Annotated in this window: 21 protein-coding genes; 13 read left to right on the top strand and 8 right to left on the bottom strand. The window is 61.5% G+C overall.

The features are described 5' to 3' along the window. Nucleotides 1–91 precede the first annotated feature (91 nt). The 4 genes from mnmA to TQ39_RS08330 form a co-directional block, all read right to left on the bottom strand. Complete coding sequence (gene mnmA / locus TQ39_RS08345; protein WP_040910102.1) at nucleotides 92–1,189, bottom strand: tRNA 2-thiouridine(34) synthase MnmA; 1,098 nt, start codon at nucleotides 1,187–1,189, stop codon at nucleotides 92–94. A 107-nt stretch (nucleotides 1,190–1,296) separates the two neighbouring features. Next, the gene (locus tag TQ39_RS08340; protein ID WP_009324084.1) at nucleotides 1,297–2,589 is read right to left on the bottom strand and encodes an O-acetylhomoserine aminocarboxypropyltransferase/cysteine synthase family protein; all 1,293 of its coding nucleotides are present in this window, start codon (nucleotides 2,587–2,589) and stop codon (nucleotides 1,297–1,299) included. Between the two features lie 696 nt (nucleotides 2,590–3,285). Then, on the bottom strand, nucleotides 3,286–4,998 hold the full coding sequence (locus tag TQ39_RS08335) for a M23 family metallopeptidase (protein WP_050005197.1): 1,713 nt from the start codon (nucleotides 4,996–4,998) through the stop codon (nucleotides 3,286–3,288). 24 nt (nucleotides 4,999–5,022) lie between these two features. Then, on the bottom strand, nucleotides 5,023–6,324 hold the full coding sequence (locus tag TQ39_RS08330) for a M23 family metallopeptidase (protein WP_050005196.1): 1,302 nt from the start codon (nucleotides 6,322–6,324) through the stop codon (nucleotides 5,023–5,025). Between the two features lie 461 nt (nucleotides 6,325–6,785). On the opposite strand from TQ39_RS08330, the gene TQ39_RS08325 reads away from it, so the two are divergent. Next, nucleotides 6,786–7,028, top strand: a complete 243-nt coding sequence (locus tag TQ39_RS08325) for a DUF1653 domain-containing protein (protein WP_009324078.1) — start codon at nucleotides 6,786–6,788, stop codon at nucleotides 7,026–7,028. Between the two features lie 13 nt (nucleotides 7,029–7,041). After that, nucleotides 7,042–8,205, top strand: coding sequence for an aminotransferase class I/II-fold pyridoxal phosphate-dependent enzyme (locus TQ39_RS08320; protein WP_009324077.1), 1,164 nt, complete (start codon nucleotides 7,042–7,044; stop codon nucleotides 8,203–8,205). Nucleotides 8,206–8,284: 79 nt separating this feature from the next. Here the strand turns inward: TQ39_RS08320 and TQ39_RS08315 are convergent, their stop codons facing one another. Next, nucleotides 8,285–9,259 carry a zinc-ribbon domain-containing protein gene (locus tag TQ39_RS08315; protein ID WP_050005195.1) on the bottom strand — a complete coding sequence of 325 codons (975 nt, stop codon included), beginning with the start codon at nucleotides 9,257–9,259 and terminating at the stop codon, nucleotides 8,285–8,287. 267 nt (nucleotides 9,260–9,526) lie between these two features. Between TQ39_RS08315 and TQ39_RS08310 the strand changes: the two genes are divergently transcribed. The 10 genes from TQ39_RS08310 to TQ39_RS08260 all read left to right on the top strand — a co-directional run bounded on the left by TQ39_RS08310 (nucleotide 9,527) and on the right by TQ39_RS08260 (nucleotide 19,801). After that, nucleotides 9,527–10,621 carry a bifunctional chorismate mutase/prephenate dehydratase gene (locus tag TQ39_RS08310; RefSeq protein ID WP_009324075.1) on the top strand — a complete coding sequence of 365 codons (1,095 nt, stop codon included), beginning with the start codon at nucleotides 9,527–9,529 and terminating at the stop codon, nucleotides 10,619–10,621. Between the two features lie 69 nt (nucleotides 10,622–10,690). After that, on the top strand, nucleotides 10,691–11,707 hold the full coding sequence (gene aroB / locus TQ39_RS08305) for a 3-dehydroquinate synthase (protein WP_050005194.1): 1,017 nt from the start codon (nucleotides 10,691–10,693) through the stop codon (nucleotides 11,705–11,707). After that, complete coding sequence (gene aroC / locus TQ39_RS08300; RefSeq protein ID WP_009324073.1) at nucleotides 11,704–12,825, top strand: chorismate synthase; 1,122 nt, start codon at nucleotides 11,704–11,706, stop codon at nucleotides 12,823–12,825. Before aroB ends, aroC begins: the two co-directional genes overlap by 4 nt. Then, nucleotides 12,810–14,060 (top strand): shikimate kinase, encoded by a 1,251-nt coding sequence (locus TQ39_RS08295; protein WP_050005193.1) that lies wholly within the window; start codon nucleotides 12,810–12,812, stop codon nucleotides 14,058–14,060. The genes aroC and TQ39_RS08295 overlap by 16 nt, the downstream gene beginning before the upstream one ends. After that, the gene (gene aroQ / locus TQ39_RS08290; RefSeq protein ID WP_050005192.1) at nucleotides 14,041–14,484 is read left to right on the top strand and encodes a type II 3-dehydroquinate dehydratase; all 444 of its coding nucleotides are present in this window, start codon (nucleotides 14,041–14,043) and stop codon (nucleotides 14,482–14,484) included. The genes TQ39_RS08295 and aroQ overlap by 20 nt, the downstream gene beginning before the upstream one ends. A 109-nt stretch (nucleotides 14,485–14,593) precedes the next feature. Next, complete coding sequence (aroF, locus tag TQ39_RS08285) at nucleotides 14,594–15,610, top strand: 3-deoxy-7-phosphoheptulonate synthase (protein ID WP_050005191.1); 1,017 nt, start codon at nucleotides 14,594–14,596, stop codon at nucleotides 15,608–15,610. 270 nt (nucleotides 15,611–15,880) lie between these two features. Beyond that, nucleotides 15,881–16,306, top strand: coding sequence for a hypothetical protein (locus tag TQ39_RS08280; protein WP_050005190.1), 426 nt, complete (start codon nucleotides 15,881–15,883; stop codon nucleotides 16,304–16,306). A 292-nt stretch (nucleotides 16,307–16,598) separates the two neighbouring features. Continuing rightward, nucleotides 16,599–17,942, top strand: a complete 1,344-nt coding sequence (gene aroA, locus TQ39_RS08270; protein WP_050005188.1) for a 3-phosphoshikimate 1-carboxyvinyltransferase — start codon at nucleotides 16,599–16,601, stop codon at nucleotides 17,940–17,942. Next, nucleotides 17,935–18,798 (top strand): prephenate dehydrogenase, encoded by an 864-nt coding sequence (locus TQ39_RS08265; RefSeq protein ID WP_050005187.1) that lies wholly within the window; start codon nucleotides 17,935–17,937, stop codon nucleotides 18,796–18,798. Before aroA ends, TQ39_RS08265 begins: the two co-directional genes overlap by 8 nt. 1 nt (nucleotide 18,799) lies before the next feature. Beyond that, nucleotides 18,800–19,801, top strand: coding sequence for a pyridoxal-phosphate dependent enzyme (locus tag TQ39_RS08260; protein ID WP_050005186.1), 1,002 nt, complete (start codon nucleotides 18,800–18,802; stop codon nucleotides 19,799–19,801). A 284-nt stretch (nucleotides 19,802–20,085) separates the two neighbouring features. On the opposite strand, the gene TQ39_RS08255 is transcribed toward TQ39_RS08260, so the two are convergent. The 3 genes from TQ39_RS08255 to uxuA form a co-directional block, all read right to left on the bottom strand. Next, a complete protein-coding gene (locus tag TQ39_RS08255; RefSeq protein WP_069955716.1) occupies nucleotides 20,086–22,350 on the bottom strand; it encodes an EAL domain-containing protein in 2,265 nt (754 codons plus the stop codon). Nucleotides 22,351–22,539: 189 nt separating this feature from the next. Beyond that, nucleotides 22,540–23,391 carry an SDR family oxidoreductase gene (locus TQ39_RS08250; protein WP_050005185.1) on the bottom strand — a complete coding sequence of 284 codons (852 nt, stop codon included), beginning with the start codon at nucleotides 23,389–23,391 and terminating at the stop codon, nucleotides 22,540–22,542. A 205-nt stretch (nucleotides 23,392–23,596) separates the two neighbouring features. Further along, nucleotides 23,597–24,643, bottom strand: a complete 1,047-nt coding sequence (gene uxuA / locus TQ39_RS08245) for a mannonate dehydratase (protein WP_009324061.1) — start codon at nucleotides 24,641–24,643, stop codon at nucleotides 23,597–23,599. A gap of 212 nt (nucleotides 24,644–24,855) precedes the next feature. On the opposite strand from uxuA, the gene TQ39_RS08240 reads away from it, so the two are divergent. Further along, nucleotides 24,856–25,749, top strand: a complete 894-nt coding sequence (locus TQ39_RS08240; protein ID WP_009324060.1) for a helix-turn-helix domain-containing protein — start codon at nucleotides 24,856–24,858, stop codon at nucleotides 25,747–25,749. Nucleotides 25,750–25,755: the final 6 nt, after the last annotated feature.

Raw genomic sequence — 25,755 nt, 5'->3', positions numbered from 1 at the left:
CGCACAGGGCGCCGCTCCGCCCCGCCGTTGTTTACCAGTATAACAAAAAAACGTGCGGCGTGCCAGTGCGGTACGCCGCGCGTTTTTTGTTTCAGACCGTGGAAAAAAGAACGCCTCCGCCCACCACCGTTCCTCCGTCGTACAGCACCAGCGCCTGTCCCGGCGCGGGCGCGCGCTGCGGCTCGTCAAAGCGCACGCGCAGTGTGTCGGGGCCTGTCTGCCACGCAGTGGCCCGGCGGGCGGGCTGTCGGTAGCGCAGCTTTGCCAGCAGGCGCACCGGACGTTCGCCCAGTGCGTCGCAGGCGATCCAGTTCAGCTCCCGCGCGTCCACGGTGTCGGTATACAGCGCACCGGCCCCGGCAACTGTAACGGTGTTGCGCGCCGGGCACACGCCGCGCACATACAACGGCTGCGGCGCAGCAATGCCCAAGCCCCTGCGCTGGCCCACGGTGTATCGGATATATCCCCTGTGGCGTCCCACGACGCGTCCGGCTTCATCCAGGATATCCCCCGGCGGACAGGGGCAGCCCGTGTGCCGCTCCACAAAGGCGGCATAATCGCCGTCCGGCACAAAGCAGATGTCCTGGCTGTCCCGCTTGCGGGCGTTGCCAAAGCCGTTTTCCAGTGCCAGCGCGCGCACCTCCGCTTTTGTCAGCGCGCCCAGCGGGAACAGCGTGTGCGCCAGCTCCCGCTGCGTCATGCCGTAGAGCATGTAGCTCTGGTCCTTGCCCGCGTCCAGCCCTGTCTGCAGCAGCATCCGCCCATTGGCGCCCCGGACAATGCGTGCGTAATGTCCCGTGGCCACATGGGTACAGCCCATGAGCTGAGCCCGGCGCAGCAGCGCGGAAAACTTGATGTGTTTGTTGCAGTCGATACAGGGGTTGGGCGTTTCACCCGCCAGATATCCCTGCACAAAGCGCCCGATCACATCCCGTTCAAAAGCTTCTGTGAAATTAAAGGTGTAGTGCCGGATGCCCAGCCGTCGTGCCACGGCGCGCGCGTCCTCCACATCCTCCAGCGAGCAGCAGGTGCGCGCGCCGTCCGGCGCGGCATCCGCACCCGCATACAGGCGCAGCGTCACACCCGTACAGGCCCAGCCCGCCTGTGCCAGCAGCAGCGCCGCAACAGAGCTGTCCACACCCCCGCTCATAGCCACAGCGGCACGCCGCGCGCCCGTTGCCTGTTCCATTGCGTTCTCCCTTCCGCGGGCTGTGCCCGCAAGGCAAAAGCGGCGGCCTAGGGCCGCCGCTTTGCGTATTTCTTTGAAGCCCTCCGCGGCATAGAGCGGCTTCCGGTTCAAGCCTCCAGCGCCGCGGCAAGGTCCGCCAGAATGTCATCGATGTGTTCCGTGCCAATGGACAGGCGGATGGTGTTTGGCCGGATGCCGCTTTGGGCCAGTTCCTCCGGCGTCATCTGGGAATGCGTGGTGCTTGCCGGGTGGATGGCCAGGCTTTTGACGTCCGCCACATTCGCCAGCAGCGAAAAGATGCGCAGTTTATCAATGAACGCCTGCGCCTCGGCCGCGCCGCCTTTGATCTCAAACGTAAAGATGGAGCCGCCGCCGCGGGGAAAATACTTTTCATACAGCGGGCGATATCCATTTTCCGGCAAAGAAGGATGGTTTACCCGCTCCACCTTCGGGTGGTTCACCAGAAAATCGACAACACGAAGCGCGTTTTCCACATGGCGCTCCACACGCAGGGAAAGGGTCTCCAGCCCCTGCAGCAGCAGAAAAGCATTGAAAGGCGAGATGGCCGCGCCCGTATCCCGAAGCAGCACCGCGCGGATATAGGTGACCAGCGCCGCGGGCCCCGCAGCCTGCGTGAAGCTGACGCCGTGGTAGCTGGGGTTGGGCGCGCTGAGGGCCGGGAACCGGCCCGCGGCCGCCCAATCGAACCCGCCGCCCTCCACAATGACGCCGCCCAGCGACGTGCCGTGCCCGCCGATAAATTTTGTTGCCGAATGCACCACCACATCCGCGCCGTATTCAATGGGGCGCAGCAGGTAGGGCGTGGCAAAGGTGGAATCCACCACCAGCGGTATGCCGTGACGGTGGGCGATGGCGGCCAGCGTTTCCACATCCGCCACGTCGGAATTGGGGTTTCCCAAAGTCTCGGCAAACAGCAGGCGCGTTTCCGGCCGGATGGCGGCCTCCACGGCCGACGGGTCGCCAATATCCACAAATGTGGCCGTTACGCCCGAAAGCGGCAGCGTATGAGCCAGCAGATTGTATGTGCCGCCGTAAATGGTCTTGGAGGAAACGATATGCCGGCCAGCCGGCGCCAGCGCCCCGAACACATAAGCGATGGCCGCTGCGCCCGAAGCGACCGCAAGCGCGGCTGCGCCGCCCTCCAGCGCCGCTACGCGCTGCTCGAACACATCCTGCGTGGGGTTCGTCAGGCGGCCGTAGATGTTTCCCGCGTCCCGCAGGCCGAAGCGGTCGGCTGCATGGGCGCTGCTGTGGAACACATACGAGGCGGTCTGGTAGATCGGCACGGCGCGGGCATCCGTGGCGGGATCCGGGTTTTCCTGCCCCGCGTGGAGCTGGAGCGTTTCAAAATGTACGTTCAAACCTTTAAAATCAGACATGGTAACAGCCTTCTTTCTGTGCAGGCCCGCGCCGCACGGCGCGGGCGGGTGTGCGGCGGTCATCCTCCCATGCACATTCGGCTGTTCCGCCAGCGGCACAGCCGCTGCTGAATGGTATCCCGGCTCATGCCCTGCGCCTCCATTTCCTATCATTTTAGTATGTTTTATAGGATAATGCATTCCTCCGCCTCTGTCAAGCGTTTTGGCCGCAATTTTTACGTTCCGTGAAAAATACAGATGGTTGCCTTTCCGCCCTTTTTCACTATAACCCTCCTGGAAACGGATGGTTCCCGCTTCCAATAGGAAAAGCGGAGGGAACATGTATGCCTACGGATAACAGCAGGATGGTATTTTTCCCGAGTATGTTGGCCAAGTACTCGACCGTAGGGTTTGTGTGGCGGATGCTGCGCCGGCTTCCGTACAGTCTCCCTTTCCCGGTTCTGGCGGACGGTTCGACAAGCTCTGCCCTGCTTGTCGTGTGCAAGTGCCGCGCATTCGGGCAATGCGTCTGCCTTGCCGTCAGCATGCTTTTCTTTGCGCCGGTCTTTACGCCCATCCCCGGCTTCGGCCGCCCCGGCCTATCTCGGCCCGCAGCATCGAGCCCTTTTCAAATTCCATACAAAAAACCCTTGGCCGCGTCCGGAGTTCATCCGCGGCCAAGGGCGAGGCGCTTTCCGCAAACGGAAAGGCGGAGGTTCAACTTACGCCGAGATAAGGCGCGGGGTTCACCAGGCTTCCGTTCACTGCTACCTCAAAATGGCAATGGTAGCCTGTGGCGACGCCGGAAATGCCGATGGTGGCGATCTGCTGGCCGCGCGTAACGGTGGAGCCCGCGCCCACCAGCAGCGCCGAGCAGTGAGCGTAGCGCGTGGTGATGCCGTTGCCATGGTCAATAAGCAGATAATTGCCAAAGCTCCAGTGGTAGCCGGCCTCGATGACCGTTCCGGAATCCGCCGCAAGGATGGGCGTGCCGTTGGGCGCACACAGGTCGATGCCGCGGTGGCCGCTGCCAAAGCGCGTGGTGATATAGGAGAGGCTGGGCACCGGGAACGTCATGGAGCCCGTGCCCACGACGCTTCCGCCGGCGGCTGTGGAAACACCGTACTGTGCCTCACGCGTGCCGATGGTATAGATGCGCGGTGTCATTTCCTTGGTGACGGTCACTTCCACGGGAACGGTGGAGATGACGCTGCCGTTGACGCTGGTCTGCTCGGCCACCACATGCTGGGTGCCGTCGCGCCCGCGCTGGGAGATAAAGCGCACGCCTTTGTTGTACTGGTCGGATTCTACTTCCTCTGTGGTATATTCCAGGGTCTCGTCATATTCAATGAGGTCCGTCACCTTTACGCTCAGCACGTCGCTGGACTGCAAAGCCTGCAGCACCATCGTGGTATCCTGCACAGAGTTTGTGAAATAGGTGCCGGGCACCTGCTCGATGGGGTACAAAAATTCCACGCGCTCGTGGGTGCCGTCGTTATAAGCGGCCAGTGTGTCGTCCAAAAGCTGCTGCACCGCACGTCCGTCCTCCACAACACCGATAAGCTCCCCGTTCACGCGGATGCCCACGGCTTTCATGATCTTGTCTGAGGATGCCGCGATGATCTTGTCCACCAGGTCGCTGGCGCTGGTGCGGGCGGCGGGGTCCACGATGCGAAGCTCGAACACCGGATGCTCGTCCCATTCCACCTTGGCGCCCTCGGACGCCATCACGCGTTCCTGCACCATTTTTTCGGCGGAATCCCAAACGCCTTCATTTTCGATGAATACAAGAAAGTCGCCGCTGTAGCTCACGCCCAGCGAGAAGCTGGAGCCCAGCACCTCCTGCACGGTGAAAACCAGCACACACAGCGCGGCGGCGGGCATCAGGTAGCGCAGAGCGCCGCCGATCAGATGCCGGTAGGCGTGGACGCCGTTTTTAAAATAGGCAAAACCGGCCCGCTTGCCGCTGCCGCCCGCCTGGGCTTCCGCCCGCGCGGCGTCGCGCATATGGCGCACGCCGCTGGCAAAACGGCGCGCCGGGGCCGTAAGGTCGTCCCAGATGCTGGAAAACAGCGCCAGCAGCGGGCCGCCCACAAAGCGCAGCAGCGCGGCCGCGGCGCGCAGCGCCAGCCGGAACGCGCCGCGTATGCCGCGCCCCAGCCGGATGCAGGTGTATTCCGCCTGCGTGCCCACGCGGTAGAGCAGCTGGCCCACTGCATTGTAGGTGGCACGCAGGGGCGGTTTACCGCCCTTGGGGGGCAGCGCGGCCTCGTTCTGGCCCCGCTGCATGCGCACCACAAATTGCTGCGTCACGCGGACGGCGGCGCGGGGCTTTTCGGCCGGGCGCTCCTGTGTTGCGGCGGGAGACTGTGTTGTAACAGGCGCGGCGTCCGGCTGCGGGGCCGCGTTCAGGGGTTCGTTCGGTTCCATCCGGTATCTCCTTGTTCCGGCGGTTTATCGGGCAAAGTACAGCCCGCTGCTGCCGTTGAAAAGCTGGTCGGGGTCAATGCTCTGGTTGCCGATGCGCGCCTCGTAGTGCAGGTGCGGGCCTGTGGAATAGCCCGTGCTGCCCGCCTGCCCGATAAGCTGTTCTTTTTCCACGATGTCCCCCTGCTTGCAGGCAAGGGAATCCAGGTGGAAGAAATAGCTTTTGAGGCCGCCGCCGTGTTCGATGACAACGGTGTTGCCCGTCATTTGCAAAAAGCCGGCATAGACCACCTTGCCCCGGCCCGGAGCCCAGACCGCATCGCCCAGGTCGCAGTCATAATCGATGCCTGCGTGTCGTTCAGGGTAAGGCGAACCGTTGGTGTAGCGGTACAGGCCGTACTGGGTGTTCTGGGCGGTGGTGCCGCAGGGGCGGATGAACGTGCCGCTCCAGTAGATCTCCGCGTCCGCCGAGGCGTACAGCGGAAACATTACGTCTTTCCATTCCTGATTGGCGGCGGCGCTGTTCACCGTGGCGTCGGCCACGCTCTGGTCAATGGTCATGTTCTGCTTGGGAAAATCCCGGTGAACGACAGTCACAGTCTGCGTCACGTCGACGCTGCCGCACGTTACGCGCACGGTATAATCGCCGGGCTCCCGGTTGTAGTGCACACCGATGAACGCGGCCTTTCCGCCAGGCACGTCACAGAATTGGGCCAGGCTGAGATCTGTTTCGACGGATGGCTCCGGCCCGTCCAGAAAGCCCGTGAGCAGCACGGTGACCACTGCGCCCTGTTCCACCCGTGTGGAGGAAAATTCCACCTTGGGTTGTGCGCTGACGTTGACGCGGGCGCTGTACCGGAACACGCCGTATCCGTGGGCGGGCGCGCCGGGTTTATCGGCGGAACTGTGCCGGGGAACCGTTACGTCCGCTTCCAGCGTGTACTTGCCGTTGGCGGGGAACGCAACGGTTACCTGAGCCTCGTTATTTACGTCCAGCAGCACATTGCCGGATGCTTCCTTCACCACAAGATGCGTGGGCCGGTCCGCGGGCAGTGTTATATCCAGCGAGGCCTGCTCCCAGGTGCCCAGATCCTGCGTTTCCAGCGTGGCGGGCGCGGACGCGCTTTTGAACAGGACGCCGCCCATCACAGGGGCGTTCCATTCATAGCCGTTGACGGCCAGCGCCGTGCCGCCCGCGGTAACGGCAGGAGCGTCGAATGCTTCGGGGTCGGTATTATAGTAAAACCAGGCCACCGCCCCGCCCACGATGAGCGCGGCCAGTACGGCCACGAGCAGCAGCCAGAGAAGGATTTTTTTCAGTACGCGCATGATCAGTCCTCCTGTTGCGGGGAAAGTCCGGATAAACAGACGTTCCGCCGCCCTTCTAAAGCCCGCCGCTCCACTTATCGCGCTTGGCCGCTTAGAAAGATGGCGTTGAAGCCGCCGGCGGCTTCAAACAAAATTTCACTCGCTGAAATTTTGCATGGTTCAATGTTCTTAAAGCCCTGTGCGCCAGCACATGGGCGTGTGCAATGCACACGCGCAGCCGTGTAAGCGGCAGCTTTGAGGGTTATTATACCATATTTCTAAGCTCACACTTCGCGTATCGCTCGTGTTCACTAAGAAACATGGTATCTATGCCGCTAGGCTCATGCTTCGCCTGTGGCTCGCATTCGCCAAGCGGACATATTATACCATATTCCTGCTGTGAACGCAAAAAGAATGGCACGGGCGGCGGCTTTGTGCTATACTTTTGGCATATCTTCAGCGCAAAAAAGGGAGGGACGGATATGGAGCCATCCGTAAAACCGGGCCGTTACCGGCACTTCAAGGGAAACGAGTATGAGGTGCTGTTCTGTGCCCGCCACAGCGAGACGCAAGAGGAAATGGTGGTATACCGTGCGCTGTATGGTGAGCGCGGGCTTTGGGTGCGTCCGGCCGCTATGTGGAATGAAACGGTGGAACGGGACGGCAAAGCGTCTCGGCGGTTCGCCTACATTGGCCCGGCGGACGGCCGGACCCCCGGGGAATAGGAGTGGAGAGAGCATGAAAGATTTCAGAGCGCGGCGTTGGCAGCAGGAAGACCGCAACCCCATGATGACAGTATTTGAGAAGGCGGGCAGATATCCTGATATCATCGACCTGTCCATCGGCGATCCGGACCTGAAAACGCCGCAGAAAATCATCGACCTGGCGTTTGCAGACGCGGGCGCGGGCCATACGAAATACACCGACCCCTGGGGGGACCCGGAGCTTCGGGAGGAGATTGCCCGGTTTTACGCCGAAGAATACGGCGTGGCGCTGGGTGAACGGGAAATTTTTGTCTCCACGGCCGGGTGCGTTGCCATGTACCTTGTTATGGAGGCCATCCTGGACCCCGGCGACGAGGTGCTCATTTTTGACCCGTACTTTTCAGCCTATGCCACACAGGTACGGCTGGGCGGCGGCGTGCCGGTGTTCGTGCCCTGCCGCGAAGCGGACGGCTGGCAGCCGGATATGGAGCGCGCTGCGCAGTATCTGACGCCGCGCACCAAGGCGCTGGTCATCAATACACCCAACAATCCCACGGGTGTGTGTTATTCCCGACCGACGCTGGAGGCGGTGGCGCGCTTTGCCCGGAAGAACGACCTGCTGGTGGTGGCGGATGATATTTACACCAGCTTTTGTTACAGCGAGCCATTTTTGCCTGTTTTGACGCTGCCGGGCATGAAAGAGCGCACGGTGGCCATCAACAGCTTCAGCAAGAATTTTGTGATGACGGGCTTCCGCGTGGGCAACATTGTAGCGCCGGAGCCCATTGCGCGGGCGGTGAAAAGCATCAACGACAGCGTGGTATATTCCGCGCCCGCGCCCTCCCAGCGCGCCGCGCTGCACGCGCTGCGCCGCCGCAAAGAGCTTGCTGCGCAGATCGTGCCGGAATTTTCCGCGCGCATGGCCTATGGCGCACAGCGCATCCGGGAGCTGCCGGGGTTCACGCTCAGCCCGGCGGGGGGCGGCATTTACCTGTTCCCCGGTGTGGGGCCGACAGGGCTTACAAGCGCCGAGGCCTGTGAGCGTATTTTGGAAGAAGCCCATGTGCTGATGCTGCCCGGCTCGGCCTTCGGCGACGCGGGAGAAGGGTATCTGCGCATCGCCTGCACCGTGGGGTTGGACAAAATGGAGGAGGCCTTCGGCCGCATGGCGCAGATGCCCATGCTGCAGGGCCGCTGAGATAAAGCAAAAGCGCCCCCGCGCGGCCCGTAAAAAACGGCCGCGCGGGGGCGCTTGCAAGATGCATGAAGTACGGGCGTCAGGAAATTGGGGTTCCGCAGCCGGGACAGAACGCTACGCCGGACGGCAGGCGCTGGCCGCACAGCGGGCAGAAGACGGGGACGGCGTCGGGCGCGGCTCCCGAGCGCTCGGTGCCCGGAGGCCCGGCCGAAGCGGTGGGAACCGGGGGGGCTCCCACCGTGGTAGCCCCAAAGGGCTCGGCCGCCGGCGGCATGGCCTGCGCCGGGACGCAAGGAGCGCTTTTTTTGCGCATGTTACGGATTACCCATGCGATGAGCCCCAGACAGGCTGCCGACAGCACGCCGACCAGCACTTTGTAGAGCGGGTCGTCCCCATTTAGCCCGGCGGAAGCCGTCCGGGGAAGTGGGGCCGGGCCGGTAAAGCGCAGGCCGCCGGCGACTTTCTCAACAAAATCGTATTCCGAAGAAGTGAGCGTGTCACCGTACAGGGCAATTCCTGTTAAGTAATAGACATCGGCGCCGCGAATGGTGATGTATTGACAGGAATGCGTTGTTATGCCATCCTTGGAACCTAGGATATTGGCGCGGACAAAGCGGATGCCCTGTTCAGAGGAGTAAACGCTACAATCGTCGGCCGTAATATTATCCAGTTGTTCGTAGATGGATTCTACAAAAGCGCACAATTGCGCATCCTCGGAGTTTTCCCAATCGATCAGGCTGTTGGAAGGGAGTTGAACGCGGACAAGGGTAAACTCCAAAGGAGGTTTAAAAAGAACGGCGTCCAGATACAGATCGTTTTTATTCATGTTTTCGAGTATGGCTGCGCCATCTACGTTCAACGTTTCGAAAATGGCGTCGTCCACGGGTGTTTCGCGTGTAAGGATGAGGCTGCCGGCGGGCAGCGACAGCGTGACGGGCACGCCGGGAACCTCCACTGTGTCGTCCTCCTGCGCGTAAGCCGGCACCGCGCTGAGTACACAGAACGCCAGCGCCGCCGCAAGGGCGCGGGTGTGTTTTGCAAGACGAATCTTCATTCTTTCCGTTCCCCCTTTTTTTCATGATCGCGTGGGTTTGAGATCATTATAGCATATCGGTCGGCGGCGCCGCCCTGGCCGTTTGAAAAATTGCCGAATTGCCGGGATAAAATCTTGTTTTTTGTGTGGTTTGTATAGCGCTGCCGGGCGGATAATGCTATAATACATCTGTATATACGCTTTACGGGTTGCAGGACGCCGGACATTTTATATCCGTTTTTACCTGGATTTTGCCCGAAAAATCGAAGCAACGGGGAGGTGCTGCCCATGGAGCAGCAGGAAAACGAGCTGGAACAGGCGCGCAGAGAGATCGACGCGGTGGACGCGGAGATGGCGGCGCTGTTCTGCCGCCGTATGGACGCCGTGCGCAGGGTGGCCGCATACAAGCAGGCCCGGGGCCTGCCTGTTTTGGACGCTTCCCGGGAGGAGGCCGTCGTGGCCAAAAACTGCGCCCGGCTGCCGGACGAGGCCTACGCTGAATATTACGAGGATTTCATCCGCCACACCATGGGCCTGTCCCGCGCGTTCCAACGCGCGGTGCTGGGCATGGGGACCGTGGCCTATCAGGGCGTGGAGGGCGCGTTCAGCCACATTGCCCTCACCCGCCTGTTCCAGCATGTACGGGCGCAGGCGTATCCCACTTGGGCGGAGGTGTTCGACGCTGTGGCCGGCGGCGACGCGGCCTACGGCGTGCTGCCCTTTGAAAACAGCCATGCGGGCGACGTTTCCGAGGTGCTGGACCTGTGCTATGCCCACAGGGATATCTGCGTGTGCGACGTATACGACCTGCCCGTCAGCCAGAATCTGCTGGGCGTTCCGGGCGCGCATTTGTCGGACGTGAAAAAGGCTGTGTCCCATCCGCAGGCGCTGCAGCAGTCGGCAAAGTTCATCCGCAGCCTGGGGCTGGAAACGCAGGCCTTCCAAAATACTGCCGCCGCGGCAAAAAGCGTAGCCGAGGCGGGAGATAAAAGCGTGGCGGCCATCGCTTCGCTGGAGACGGCGGCGCTGTACGGCCTTTCGGTGCTGGCGGAGAACATCAATACCAGCGAGACGAATACCACGCGCTTCATCGTCATCGGCAGGAGGATGAACGCTGCGGGCAACCGGTTCAGCCTGTTGTTCACTGTGGACCACCGGGCGGGCCGGCTGGCCCGTGTGATGCAGCTCATCGGTGCGATGGGCTTCAATCTGGAGTGCATCAAAAGCCGTCCCATGCCCAATGTGCCGTGGGAATATTATTTTTATGTGGAGGTCGTGGGCGACCTTTCGGCGGAAAAATCGAAAGAGCTGCTGGACACGCTGTCCGGCGTGTGCAGGACCGTGCGTGTGCTTGGCGTATATGACCGCCAGGCGGCACGGTAAAACAGCGGGAAAACAGTTTTCAGCCGCGCACAGCGCGGCGCAGAAAAACGCGGGTGTGAGGATATGAGTATGAAATTGACGATGCGCCTTGGCGTGCGCAGCTATGACATCATTATCAAGCAGGGCGGCCTTTCGCGCGTGGGGCAGCTGATCAACCTGAACCGCCGCGTGCTGGTGGTAAGCGACACCGGAGTTCCGGAGGCATACCTGAAAACCGTACTGGCCCAGTGCCGGGAGGGCGTGCCCGTAGTGCTGCCGCAGGGCGAGGGGACCAAGAGCCTGGAGTGCTTCGGCCAATTGCTCACCGTGATGCTGGAGCACGGCTTTACCCGCGGCGACGCGGTGTTGGCGCTTGGCGGCGGCGTTGTAGGGGACCTTGCGGGCTTTGCCGCGGCCAGCTATATGCGGGGCGTTACGTTCATCAACTGCCCCACCACGACGCTTTCGCAGATCGATTCCTCCATCGGCGGAAAAACGGCCATCAACCTGGCGGGCACCAAAAACACTGTGGGCGCTTTTTACCAGCCCAGCCTTGTGGTGGCGGACCCGGACACGTTGAAAAGCCTGCCCGAGCGCCATTTCATCAACGGCCTTGCAGAGGCCGTGAAGGCGGGGCTGATCGCGGACGAGGGCCTGTTTGAGCTGTTCGAAACAGAGGACGCCCACGAGAAGATCGAGGAGATCGTCTACCGCAGCCTGGTGATGAAGAAGAACGTGGTGGAGCGGGACGAGCGGGAGGCCGGCCTGCGCGCCACGCTGAACTTCGGCCATACGCTGGGCCACGCCATTGAAAGCGCAAACCATCTGGGCGGGCTGTACCACGGGGAATGCGTGGCGCTGGGCATGCTGCCCATGATCGAGGACGCCTCGCTGCGCCGCCGCACGCGGGCCGTGTATAAAAAGCTGGGCCTGCCGTCCCGTATCCGCTACGATGGCGATGAAATATTTGAATTTATCCGTCACGACAAAAAGACCGGGCCGGACGGCGCCATCACCGTGGTAAAGGTGCCCCGCCTGGGCGAATGCAGGCTGGACAAGGTTCCCTTGGAGGATCTGAAGGCCATCATCGGGGAGGGCGTGCGATGAGCGACACGTACGGCAAAAGCGTCACGCTCACAATCTTCGGCGAGAGCCACGGCCCCGCTGTGGGCGCCACAGTGACGGGCCTTGCGCCCGGCGTGCCCGTGGACATGGAATTCATGCGCGGGCAGATGGAAAAACGCCGCGCCAAGGGAAAAATATCCACTTCCCGCACAGAGGCGGACGCGGTGCGCGTGCTTTCGGGCGTATACAGGGGCGCGGCCACGGGTACGGCGCTGACGCTTGTGATTGAAAACACCAATACCCGCAGCGGCGATTATACAAAAACAGAGGAGCTGCTGCGCCCCGGCCACGCGGATTACACCGCCCACATGAAGTACGGCGGCCATCAGGACGCGCGGGGCGGCGGGCATTTCAGCGGGCGGCTCACGGCCCCCGTTGTGGCGGCGGGCAGCATCTTCACAAAACTGCTGCAAACAAAGGGCGTCGCCATCGCCACACATCTGGCGCAATGCGCGGGCATTGACGACGCGCCCTTTTCCGGCGACCCGGCGCGGCTGAAGGAGCAGCTGGACGCACTGAACGCCGCGGATTTTGCGGTGCTGGACCCGCTGCGCGCCCGCGCCATGACGCAGGCCATTGAGGCGGCCGCCGCCGAGGGCGATTCCGTGGGAGGGATTCTGGAAACGGTTGTCCTGGGCCTGCCCGCGGGCCTGGGCGAGCCGTTTTTCGGCAGCGTGGAAAGCACGCTGGCCGCGCTGCTGTTCAGCATTCCCGCCGTCAAGGGTGTGGAGTTCGGCCTGGGCTTCGGCTTTGCGGGGCTGACGGGCAGCAGGGCCAACGATGCGTTCCGCATGCAGGGAACCCGCGTCGTCACGGCTACCAACCACAACGGCGGCGTAAACGGCGGCATCAGCAACGGCATGCCGCTGGTGCTGCGCACGGTGGTAAAGCCTACGCCCAGCATTTACAAGGTGCAGCAGACCGTGGACTTTGCCGCAAAGCGCAATGCCACGCTGCAGATCAGCGGCCGGCACGACCCGTGCATCCTGCACCGGGCGCGTGTAGTGCAGGACAGTCTGGTGGCCTTCGGCCTGGCGGACCTGTGCGGCCAGCACTTCGGCACAGCATGGCAGGAGGGCACGGCATGGAATATGGATTGATCGGCGGGCGGCTGGGGCACAGCTATTCAAAGCCCATCCACGAGGCGCTGGCGGGCTACGATTACCGCCTGTGCCCGCTGCCTACGCCGGAGGAGGCCCACGCGTTCATGCGCGCGCGGGATTTTAAGGCGATCAACGTCACGATCCCTTATAAGGAGCTTGTGATGCCCTACTGCGACGTCATCGACGACGCGGCCCGGGCCATCGGCTCGGTGAACACCATCGTCAACAAAAACGGACGGCTGGAGGGCCACAATACCGATTTTGCGGGCTTTACCTGTCTGCTGCGGCGGAACGGCATTTCACTGCGGGGAAAAACCGTGATGCTGCTGGGTACGGGCGGCACACAGAAGACCGTGCTGGCTGTGGCAAGGGCCGAGGGGGCGGCGCAGGCCGTGCTCGTCAGCCGCCGCAGAGCCGGGAACGCCATCACCTACGAGGAGGCCGCGCGGCGCGCGGACGTGCAGGTGATCGTAAACACCAGCCCCGTGGGCATGTATCCGAACAACGGCGAATGCCTTGTGGCGCTGGAGAATTACCCACGGCTGGAAGCTGTGCTGGACGTTATTTACAATCCGTTCCGCACCGCTCTTTTGCAGCAGGCCGAAGCCCGCGGCCTGCCCGCCGTCAACGGCATGCTGATGCTGGTGGCCCAGGCGAAGTACGCGGCGGAGCATTTTCTCGGCAGGCCGCTCCCGGACGCGGAGATCGACCGCATCGACCGGGAGCTGCGCGGAAAGCTGTCCAATCTGGTCCTGGTGGGCATGCCCGGCAGCGGCAAAAGCAGCCTGGGAAAAGCCTGCGCCAAGCTGCTGGGCAAGCGCTTTGTGGATATGGACGACGTTCTGGTGGAACGCATCGGCGGGCCCATCAGCAGCATCCTTTCCCCGGGCAATGAAACGCCCTTCCGCAACCTGGAAAGCGCTGTGGCGGCGGAGCTGGGGAAGGAAAACGGCCAGGTGATCGCCACCGGCGGCGGCGCAGTGCTGCGGGCGCAGAACGTGCGCGCTCTGCGTCAGAACGGCGTGGTGGTCTACATCGACAGGCCGCTCGGGCAGCTCGCGGTGGGAGGGGCGCGGCCCCTTTCCCAAAGTGCGGAGGCGCTGGCCGCCATGCATGCGGCACGTGCGCCGCTGTACGCCGCGGCGTGCGATGCGCGTGTGGAAAACGACGGCCCCTTTGAAAGCGTGGCCGAAGCCATAAAGGAGCGTTTTTATGAAATTCTTGATCATTAACGGGCCGAACCTGAACATGCTGGGCATCCGCGAACCGGATCTATACGGCACGCTGACCTATGACGGCCTGGTGGAATACGTTGCGGCCGAGGCGCGGCGGCTGGGCGTGGAAGCGGAGTTTTACCAGTCGAACCACGAGGGGGACCTTGTTACGGCCATTCAGCAGGCGTATGGGCGCATGGACGGCATCGTCATCAACGCCGGGGCTTATACGCATACCAGCATCGCCATTCTGGACGCGCTTAAGGCTGTGTCCGTCCCTGCCGCCGAGGTGCATATCTCCGACGTGGCAAAACGGGAGGATTTCCGTCAGGTGAGTTATCTGGGCATGGCCTGCTGCTGTAAATTCGCGGGCGAGGGCAAGCAGGGCTATGTTCACGCCATGGAAAAACTAATTGAAATAATCAGAAACAAAAATACTTAAAGTATAAAATAATCCTACAGCGTGCCGCACGGAAACGGCACGCGGCGGCGCTGGGCCGCACCTGCCGCGCGGCGCGCGGTAATCCAACAAGCAGAGGGGAAAGAAAGCAATGATCATCAGCACAAAACGGGGCACTCCGGCGGCGGAACTGGATAAGATCATCCGCGAGTTTGAGGCGAAGGGCCTGTCCGTCACCATGATCCGCGGCACGGATTACAATGTGTTCGGCCTAGTGGGCGACACGACGGTTATCGACGAAAAACAGGTGCGGGCGAACCCGTATGTGGAAAACGTGCAGCGTGTGTCCGAGCCTTACAAAAAGGCGAACCGCCTGTTTCACGAGGTGGACAGCATCATCGACGTGGGCGGCATCAAGGTGGGCGGCAGCGAAAAGATCGCCGTCATCGGCGGGCCGTGCAGCATCGAGAGCGAGGAGCAGGCCGTGCGCATTGCCCGCGAAGTGAAGGACGCGGGCGGCTGCATGCTGCGCGGCGGCGCGTACAAGCCGCGCACCTCTCCCTATGCGTTCCAGGGCCTTGGCACAGAGGGCATTTTGGCCATGGCGGCGGCGCGTAAAGCGACCGGCATGCCCATCGTCAGCGAGCTGATGAGCGAGGACAAGATCGATGAATTTGAGGAATATGTGGACCTTGTGCAGATCGGTGCGCGCAATATGCAGAACTTCCAGCTTTTGAAGGCCGTGGGCAAAATGAAAAAGCCTGTGCTGCTCAAGCGCGGGCTTGCCAATACCATCGAGGAATGGATCATGAGCGCGGAGTACATCATGGCCGGCGGCAATGAAAACGTCATTTTCTGCGAGCGCGGCATCCGCACGTTTGAAAAATACACCCGCAACACGCTGGACCTTTCGGTGGTGCCCATCCTCAAGCAGAAATCCCATCTGCCTGTCATCATCGACCCCAGCCACGCCACGGGCGACTGGCGCCTTGTGGAAAGCATGAGCCTTGCGGCCATTGCGGCCGGGGCGGACGGCCTGATCATTGAAGTGCACGACAACCCCGAAGCCGCCTGGAGCGACGGTGCCCAGAGCCTGAAGCCGGAAAAATTCCGCGCCGTGGTGGAAAAGGGACGTAAAATCGCCCAGGTCATTGGGCGGGATATGTAAGCGTCTGCAGGTGCGGAAACACGGAAAGCCTCCTAAGCTCCTCAACGGCAAATAAGGGCTGGTTTTCCGCCGCGTCCTTGTCGGCCTTAAATCGGCCTCTGTTTTGCTTCGCAAAACCGGGCCCGCAGACATTGCCCCCTGCTGGAGGCAATGCGCGCGCCTTCCCGGCAGGCCTGCGCCTGCCGCGGCCCCGCGCCGGCGTAAAAAACACCGCCTCTGGAATGAAGATCTTTGCGCGGGAATGAAATTTTATCGAAGGGAGCAGGGTTCGTGGGAAAGCTGTGCGGGCTCTTTGCGCTTGGGGCAATGGCCGGCGGATTGGGTTATTTCCTTTATCTGAACGGATTTTTGGTAATAAATGCTAAGACAGCGCTGCTTTATATCGGTTCGCCCCGGTTCGGAATGAGACGGAATTTCACAAAAGCGAATTTTTCATCCTGCAGCGGAGTCGTCAAAAGGGTGATTTGCCTTCGGAAGGCGGGGCGTTATTCGTTCACCTTTTTGTCGAGCACGACAAAAGGGACGGTTTTTGTTGAAATTCAGGGCAGAGAGAGGAACGTTATTGCAACGCTGGATCGTGATAACCCGCGTACCGTTATCGAGACGGATCAAATGAAGAGATACCGTGTTGCAACCAGATTTGTTCAAGCCGATGGAGAATGTACGCTTTTCTGGAATAAGGAAGAAACGCTTTGAATTCCCGTTTTTAAACGGCCCGGAGAAAGCGTCGTGGGGTTGCTCTGCCGCATCGCCAACGACACAGCCCGAAACAGTCCCGCCGCGCCTCAGGCGCGGCGTCAGACTGTCGAAAAAGGCAAAGAAGCAAAAGAAGAATCCGGGGAAAAGCTGGCGGTGGCAAAGCCATGCATCTTTGCGCAGCAAAGTGCAAGCCACGCGGCGAATGCCGCCAAAAAGGGGTGGCGAACCCCTTTTTCATTTAAAATAAATCCGCCCCGTGCGCGGCGGATTTTAAACAGGAGGTTTGCCCATGCGCGCGATTCTGTACCCAAGTGAGATATCCGGCCGCGTGGCCGCGCCGCCGTCCAAAAGCATGGCACACCGTGCGCTCATCTGCGCGGCGCTGGCCAAAGGCGAAAGCCGCGTGTTGAACCTTTCCGCCTCGCAGGATATCACGGCAACGCTTGCCGCCATGCGCCTGCTGGGTGCGTCCGCGGCGGATATGGACGCGCCGGAGTGCAGGCGCGGCGCCGCGGCGGCCTATGCCCATTGGAGCGGTGAGCGCACTGTCTCCGGCCCGGGCTCCCTTATCCTAAAAGGAACGGGCGGCCTGCCCTTTGCGCCGGTGTCCGGCCCGGTGGATTGCTGCGAAAGCGGCAGCACGCTGCGGTTTCTCATCCCACTCTTTTCCCTCACGGACGCGCCGGTACGCTTTACCGGGCGAGGGCGGCTGATGGAGCGTCCGCAGGGCGTATATGCGCGGATGTTTGCGGAGCGGGGCCTCGGCTTTGCGCAGGACGCAGACGGGATTACGGTGCGCGGCGCGCTGTCCGCCGGGGAATATACGCTGGCGGGAAACATCAGCAGCCAGTTCATCAGCGGGCTGCTGTTTGCTCTTCCGCTGCTTTCCGGCGCCAGCGTCATTCGAATCACGCCTCCGTTCGAGAGCCGCAGTTATGTGGACCTGACGCTGCGTGCGCTGGCCGATTTCGGCGTGCGGGCCGCGTTCACGGATGAAAACACCATCGCCGTGCCCGGCGGGCAGACGTACCGCCCCTGCGCGTACACGGTGGAGGGCGATTATTCCCAGGCCGCGTTTCTGGCGGTTTTGGGCGCGGCCCGGGGCGGCGTGGCCGTCACGGGCCTGCGGGAGGATTCTCTGCAGGGCGACCGGGCCATACTGGATATCCTGGCGCGCTGCGGCGCGCGCATCATCCGGACGGACGGCGCGGCGCTGTTTGAAAAAAGCGCCTTGCGGGGGACGGAGATCGACCTTGCGGACTGTCCCGATCTGGGGCCGGTGCTGATGGTGCTGGGCGCGCTGTGCAAAGGCGAGACGGTCATCCGCAACGCCGCGCGCCTGCGCATGAAGGAAAGCGACCGTATCGCCGCCATGGAGCAGGAGCTGCGGAAAATGGGCGCGGAGCTGTTTTCCACACAGGACACCGTGACCGTGCGCGGCGGCGCGCTGCATGGAGCGGACGGTTTATACGGCCACAACGACCACCGTGTGGTGATGGCGCTGGCCGTGGCCGCGTATGCGGCGGGCGTGCCCGCCGCCATCGGCGGGGCGGAGGCGGTAAACAAGAGCTGGCCGGACTTTTTTGAAGCGGTCCGCGCGCTGGGCGGAAAGGTGGAACTGACGGATGAATAAAGAGCGCAATATCTGCATCGTGGGCCTGGGGCTCCTGGGAGGCAGCTACGCCATGGGCCTGACGGACGCCGGGTATACCGTCACGGCTGTGGATGTGCGGCCCGAGGCCATCCGTTACGCGCTGGAAAAGGGCATCATCGCCGCGGGCGCGGTGGAGGACTTTGCGCCGCTGCTGGCCGGGGCCGATGCGGTGGTGCTGGGCCTGTATCCTCACGCGCTGGTGGATTGGCTTCGAAACAACCAGAAGCACCTCAAGCCCGGCGCGCTGCTCACGGATGTGTGCGGCGTAAAGAGCGGTGTGGTGGAGGAGATCCAGGGCTTTCTGCGCCCGGACGCGGAGTTTATTGCCAGCCATCCCATGGCGGGCAAGGAAGTGAGCGGCGTGGAGCACGCGGATTGCGCGATCTTCAAACCCGCGAATTTCATCATCGTGCCCACGGAAAAAAACACGCCCCGGGGCCTTGCCTTTGCGCGCGGCCTGGCCGAGACGCTGGGCTTTGCCCACATCACGCAGCTCACCTGCGCCGAGCACGATAAAATGATCGGTTATGTCAGCCAGCTTACCCACGCCATCGCCGTCAGCCTGATGAACGCCAACGACAACACCCATCTGGCCGAGTACACCGGAGATTCCTTCCGGGACCTGACGCGCATCGCGAAGATCAATGAAAATTTGTGGAGTGAGCTGTTTTTCCTGAATAAGGAAAACCTGATCGCGGAGATCGACCAGTTTTCCGCCAGCCTGGAGGGGCTGAAACGTGCGCTTGTGGAAAATGACGAGACGGAATTGAAACGGCTGTTCGTGCAGTCCACTGCGCGGCGCAGGCTGTTTGATAAAAAACGGGAGGCGCGCTGAGATGAAGCTGGAGCAGATGCCGCGTTATCCGCTGCTGTGCGGCTTTACGCCGCTGCAGCGCATGGAGAATCTGGAGCAGGCGCTGGGCTGCGGCCCGCTGTACATCAAACGGGATGATCTGACGCCGCTGGGGCTGGGCGGCAACAAGACGCGCAAGCTGGAATTTCTGTTGGGAGACGCGCTGGCCGGGGGGGCGGACACGCTGGTGACCGTGGGCGGCGTGCAGACGAATCACGGCCGTCTGACGGCCGCCGCGGCAGCGAAGGCGGGCCTTGCCTGCACGCTGGTCCTGGACGGCGCGCAGCCGGAAAAGCTCTCCGGCAATCTGCTGCTGGACTGCCTGCTGGGCGCGTCGCTGGTGTACACGGACGGACGGAGCACATCGGCGGTCATAGAGGAAACGCTGGCTGCGTTGCAGGCCGCGGGCAGAGCGCCCTATTTCATCCCGGAGGGCGGCAGCAACGCCGTGGGCAGCGCCGGGTACCTTGCCATGGTGCCCGAGCTGCTGGCACAGGCGGGCAGTCTGCCGGTTCCCCCCGCGCGGCTGGTGTGCACCATGGGCAGCCTGGGGACGTTCGCGGGGCTGTGGCTGGGAGCCAGAGCCTTCGGCGCGCCGTTTTCCGTCACGGGCGTGGCGGTGAACCCCACAACAGGATACACGAGGGAAAAGGCCGCGGCGCTGGTGAATGAGATGAGCGCGGCCTACGGGCTGGACATTGCCGCCGCGCCGCAGGATATGGATATCATCTACGCCGACGCGGCGCACGATTACGCAGGCCCGGGCTACAACGTACCGGACGCAAAGACGCGCGGGGCCGTGGAGCTGCTGGCCCGCACGGAAGGCATTTTTTTGGACCCGTGCTATACGGCCAAGTCCTTCCGGGGCTTTTGCGATATTGCGCGGGAACTGGACGGCGGAGCCATATTTGTACATACGGGCGGCACGCCCGCTCTGTGGACGCAGGAGCATCTGGACGCTTTTGCGGCGGACTACTGGAATTGAATCAGACACGGCAGAGTCATAACCACCAGCTAAGCTGGTGGCTTGAGCAGGCTCTATAAGAGCCTTTTACCGGCAGGCGTCTCAAGGCGCACCGAATCCTCTTTCGTCTGCATCTCGCGCTCTGCCGCCCGTAAACGGGCAATTCGCTTTCCCGATCGCTTCACTCGACGCTTGACGCTAAAGCCTTTTTACGGGGTTCCTCCACCGGCATAGCCGGTGGTTTCCTTACTCAACAAAAGCGCCCCGGCACATGTGTGTGCCGGGGCGCTTTGTTTTGAAAGGGATCAGACCTGCGTGACTTCGCCGCCGTGCCGCGCGCGCATCCACGCTTCCAGTTCTTCGGCGGGCATGGGGCGCGCATAAACGTAACCCTGCACCAGGTCGCAGCCTATGCTGCGCAGAAAATCCACCTGTTCCGGCGCTTCAATGCCCTCGGCCACCGTCTCAATGCCCAGCTTGCGGGCAAGCTCCACGATGGATTCCACCACGTCGTGGGCGCGCTGGGAATCGTCCAGGAAAAAGCTGCGGTCCAACTTCACGGAATCCACCATGAAGGACTTGAGCAGCCCCAGCGACGAGAACCCGGCGCCGAAATCGTCCAGCGAGCAAAGGAAGCCAAGCTCATGCATGCGCCGGATGGCCTCTTTTACGTTCAGGATATCGCCGACAGTGAAAAAGATGGATTCCGTCAGCTCCAGCTCGATCAGGCCGCCGGGGATCTGGTACTGATCCCGGATATCCGCAAACCGCTGCAGAAAATCCGTTGTCTGGAAATGCCGGCGCGAGAGGTTCACCGCGACGGGAAACACCGGCGCGCCTTGCGCCAGGCGGCCTGCAAGCATGGCGCAGACCTCCTCGAACACATACAGATCCAGCCGGCAAATGTCGCCGCTGCGCTCGAACACAGGGATAAAATCCGAAGGGTAGATAAACCCCTTCTGCGGATGCTGCCAGCGCACCAGTGCTTCGGCGCTGGCTACCTGCCCGTCCCGCAGACGGACCTTCGGCTGGTAATACACCTTGAAGTCCCGGTTTGCCAGCGAGCTGTCCAGCAGGTTGACAAGCTCCTTTTCAAGATGCATCCGCGCGGTGATGCCCGCGTCGTAGAACGCGCAGCGCCCGTTCTCCGCGGGCTTGCTTTTGCGGGCGGCGTCCGCGCGGTCCTGCATTACAGTGATATCGAGCCCTGGCTCCTGTACAAGGTAGGCGCCCGCCAGCAGCGTCAGATAATAGGGCGTCTCCCGCTGGGCGTTGAAAGCGTTGACGTCGGCGCGTATTTCCTCCAGCCGGGCAATGACGGCGTCCTCCCGGTGCTCGTGCAGGCACAGGAAAAAGTGTCCGGCCTCACCGCGCGCGGCGGCCTCGTCCGGCCGGATATGGCGTCCCAGCACCTGCATCACATGGCGCAGCGTATCGTTGCCCTCTTTGGGGCCGAAAATCTCATTGATGAGGCGGTAGTCCATCAGGTTCAGCGAAACAACGGTGAAGGCGCCAGGCTTTGCGCCATCCAGAACACGGCGGCAGGAATACTGAAAGCGCGCGTTGTTCATGCCGCCCGTCACCGGGTCCACAAAGGCGATGTGCTCCAGCTGGCGGCGGTGGCTGTAATAGATGCCGCACATAACGGCCAGGATCAGCGAAAACAGTACGATGACCGCGGTACTGAGCCGGAAGGTATGCTGGATGTATGCATCGGTATCATGGGAGATGATGTCGGCGGGCAGGATTGTGAGAAGCACCCAGTCAAACGTTTCCAATGGATCGTAGGACATGATCACGTCCACGCCGTCCGGGGTGGTAAATACGATTACTCCGCTCACATTTGCCTGCATATTGGCCTGCATCTCTCTTACGGCAGAGGCCAGCTCCGGATCCTTGTTTGCGACAAACAGGTCGTCCAGGGCGAAGAAAAAGTCCAGGTTTGTGGGAGAGATGACTACGTTGCTGTCGCGGTCAATAATACAGGAAACGCTGTTGCCGTCAAAGCCGTCGGTCGCGATCAGTGCCTGCATGTTGGCTTTGTCGCGCTCTCCGGCCAAAACGCCGAAAATGCTTCCCTCGTAGACGATGGGAACGGTATAAAGGATGCGCTGGTTTTCCAGAAAGGAAACGCCGCGTTCCCCGGCCGCGGAAGCCTCGAAGCCCGGCAGGCCGCTGAAATTATGCGTGGAAGCATCGGTGCAGATGCCCTCCCCCTCTACATCGCACAAAACAAGCTGCGTAAAACCAAGCATCTGTGCTCTCTGCTTTAAAAAATCCATGCGATGCTCAGCTCCGTCTATCCGCACAAGGCTGTCCGTTAACATTTCCAGCGTCTGCATCACATTGGCAAGCTGTGCGTCGATATTCTGAGCCATCTGGAAAGTCACATCACTCACATAGGCCTTTGTTCTACGGTCCACGGCAGTCTGCAGGCCGTTGGCGTTTACCACAGAGAAGATGCACACGGCGGCGATGAGCACCGCCAGGAATACGATCAGCAGGCCATAAAGCGAACGGCGGAGCCAATTACGGGAATTGTGCCGGACAGGCATGCTCTGACGCCCCATAATCGTGAACCCTCCTTTGGCCGCACGGCCTGAAATATACAGCAGCGGCGCAGCGCCGAATATACTATAACTGTATAATATTTCAGTCAAAAAGACAAGCAATTGGCAGCTTTTTTATATAGAAAAAGTAAAAAGCAGCACCAGCGCAGAAATAAACTGCACTGGCGCTGCAAAAATAACCAGCCGGACTCAGACGCCGGAATAGGCGGAGAAACCGCCGTCGATGGGGATGACGACGCCCGTGATGAAGGAGGCTGCCTTGTTGTTCAAAAGGAACAGCAGCGCGCCGTCCAGCTCCTCGCTTTCACCGAAGCGGCCCATCGGGGTGGCGGCAAGGATCTTGCCGGTGCGCGCCGTGGGCGTGCCGTCCGCGTTCCACAGCAGAGCGGCGTTCTGCTTGGTGGAGAAGAAGCCCGGAGCGATGGCGTTGCAGCGGATGCCCACTTTGGAGAAGTGAACGGCCAGCCACTGGGTGAAGTTGGAAATGGCGGCCTTCGCACCGGAGTACGCCGGGATCTTCGTGAGCGGAGTGTAGGCGTTCATGCTGCTGATGTTGATGATGTTGCAGCCCTCGCGGCCCACCATCTGGCGCGCGAACGCCTGCGTCGGGATCAGCGTACCCAGGAAGTTGAGGTTGAACACGAACTCCACGCCGGAAGCGTCCAGGTCAAAGAAGCTTTTGGTGTCGGCGTCGATGTCGCCTTCTTCAAAATATTCCTTATCGGTGGTGGCTCGCGGATTATTGCCGCCCGCGCCGTTCACCAGAATATCGCATTTGCCAAAGTCCTTTTCCACGGCGTCCGCCACTTCATAGCAGACGGCCTTGTCCAGCACGTTGCACTTGTAAGCCTTGGCAACGCCGCCCTCGGCGGTGATCTCATCCGCGAAGCTCTGCGCGGCTTCCTCGTTCAGGTCCAGCAGGGCGACCTTCGCGCCCGCGCGGGCCAGCGTTTTGGCAAACGCGCTGCACAGCACGCCGCCCGCGCCAGTGACAACGGCAACTTTGCCGGAAAGATCGGTATCCAGTACATTTTTGTTCATGGGAATGACGCTCCTTTCAAAATTCAAATGGCGGGCGGCATGCGGCCGCCCGGCGTTTTGGCGGAATCAGCAAAAGCTGCGGGTTTCCTGCGGCCCATTCCGCAGGCTCCAGACAACCTGCTGGCGCAGCGGGCCGCGCGGCCTGTACGCCGGTTCGGCGGGAGTGCAAGCCCCGCCGGGCCGGAAAACATCCGAAGAAGCCGCCTTATTTGCGGTCCTTCTCGCAGGCTTCAAACAAGCCGTTGATATAAGTGGCCCCAAGGGCGCGGTCAAACAGGCCGTAGCCGGGCTTGCCCGTCTCGCCCCAGATCATGCGGCCGTGATCCGGGCGGACATAACCGTCGAAGCCCGTCTCCACCAGCGCCTTAACGATCTCGTAGATATCCAGGCTGCCGCAGCCGGACAGATGAGCGCGCTCCTCAAAGCTGCCGTCGTCCATGATCTTGACGTTGCGGATGTGCATGAAACCGATGCGGCCCATGGCGCTGTATTTGCGCACCATCTTGGCCACGTCGTTGGATTTGGCGCAGCCCAGGCTTCCGGTGCACAGGCACAGGCTGTTTGCGGGGCTGTCCACCAGAGCCAGGAAGCGGTCCAGGTTTTCCTCACAGGTGATGATGCGGGGCAGGCCGAAGATGGGATAGGGTGGGTCGTCCGGATGAATGGCCATCACAACGCCGCACTCCTCGGCCACGGGAATGACCTTCTTGAGGAATTTCTCAAGGTTTTTCCACAGGCCTTCCTCACCGATGGCGCCGTAGGCGTTGATGAGTTCGCGCACCTCCTCCTGGGAGTAGCTGGAATCCCAGCCGGGCAGATGGATGTCGTCCTTCAGCGGGTCAAGGCCGTTCATCTGGTCCCAGTACATCACCAGGCTGGTGGAGCCGTCCGGCGCCTTTTTGTCCAGCTGCGTGCGCGTCCAGTCGAACACGGGCATAAAATTATACGTGACGCACTTTACGCCGTACTTGGCGCAGCGGCGGATGTTTTCGCAGTACACGTCCAGCAGCTCGTCCACATTGTTGCGGCCGAGTTTGATGTCCTCGTGCACGGGGATGCTTTCGACAACATCGAACACAAGGCCGTGGGCCTCGCACTGGGCCTTCATCTTGGCCAGGCTCTCCTCGGGCCACACCTCGCCGGGCTTCACATCGTACACAGCGGAAACGATGCTGTGCATGCCCGGGATCTGCGAGATGTACTCCAGAGAAATGGGGTCGGATTCGCCATACCAGCGGAATGACATTTTCATAGAAAAAACCTCCCGTTTTGTTTTCGATACACTGGGGTGCGCAAAGCCGCAGAACGCGGCATTTTGATACTTTTAGTGTACCATACGGATTTACAATAAAAATTGTTATTATTGCTTGACGCATTGCGAAACTTGTCTTAAACTAAAAGCAAAGGACCGCTGGGGGACAGCGGCGGCACCGTCCATATGCGGTGCGGAAGGAGGGCTGCCGGTTGGCGGGCAAGGCACAGAATTTTACGCAGCGCCAGCACATGCTGCGCCCCGGATACGAGATCTTCCGCTACTGCGATTCCGAGCTGGGCGAGGTCTCGCTGCACCATCATGATTTTTACGAGATCTACCTGTTTCTGAACGGCAGTGTGGAATACAGCATCGAGAGCCGCATCTACCGCCTGCTGCCCGGCGACATCCTGCTCATCGGCCCCATGGAGCTGCACCAGCCCCGCATCGCGAAGGACCACGGCCCCTATGAGCGGATGGTGCTCTGGCTGGACAAGCGGTATCTGGAACAGCTCAGCACCCCCCAGACGAGCTTGACGCGCTGCTTTGACGCAAGCGCGCCCGGCCACACCAATCTGCTGCGCCTGCCGCCTGCCCAGCGGGCGGAGAGCCAGACGCTGATGGAACGCCTCGCGGCGGAGAGTGAGGGTGCGCAGGCCGCGGCCTATGGCAGCGATGTGGTGGCGCGGGCGTGCCTGCTGCAGCTTTTGGCCGGGCTGAACCGCTTTGCGCTGGCGGCCCCGGCCCGCCACGAGGTGGAGGACAAGGCGGGCCCTGTCGTGGCCGAGGTGCTGCACTATATCAACGAGCATTACCCGGATGAGCTGTCGTTAGACCTGCTCTCCGCAAAATTTTTTATCAGCAAATACCATCTTTCCCACGAATTCCACCGCCTGGTGGGTACCAGCGTATACCGGTACATCATCCAGAAGCGCCTTGTCATCGCAAAACAGATGCTGGCGAACGGCGTGGCGCCCACGGACGTATACGGCCATTGCGGCTTTGGGGATTACGCCAATTTTTACCGGGCGTTCAAAGCGGAATATCATATCAGCCCGAAACAGTTTCTGGGCCGGGCTGGAAATGAAAATACATTTGGAGGTTGACGCAAA

Source organism: Ruthenibacterium lactatiformans (assembly GCF_000949455.1).
Taxonomy (GTDB): Bacteria; Bacillota; Clostridia; order Oscillospirales; family Ruminococcaceae; genus Ruthenibacterium; species Ruthenibacterium lactatiformans.
The sequence above is the reverse complement of the archived record's forward strand: the minus strand, read 5'-3'. Positions and strand labels throughout refer to the sequence as shown.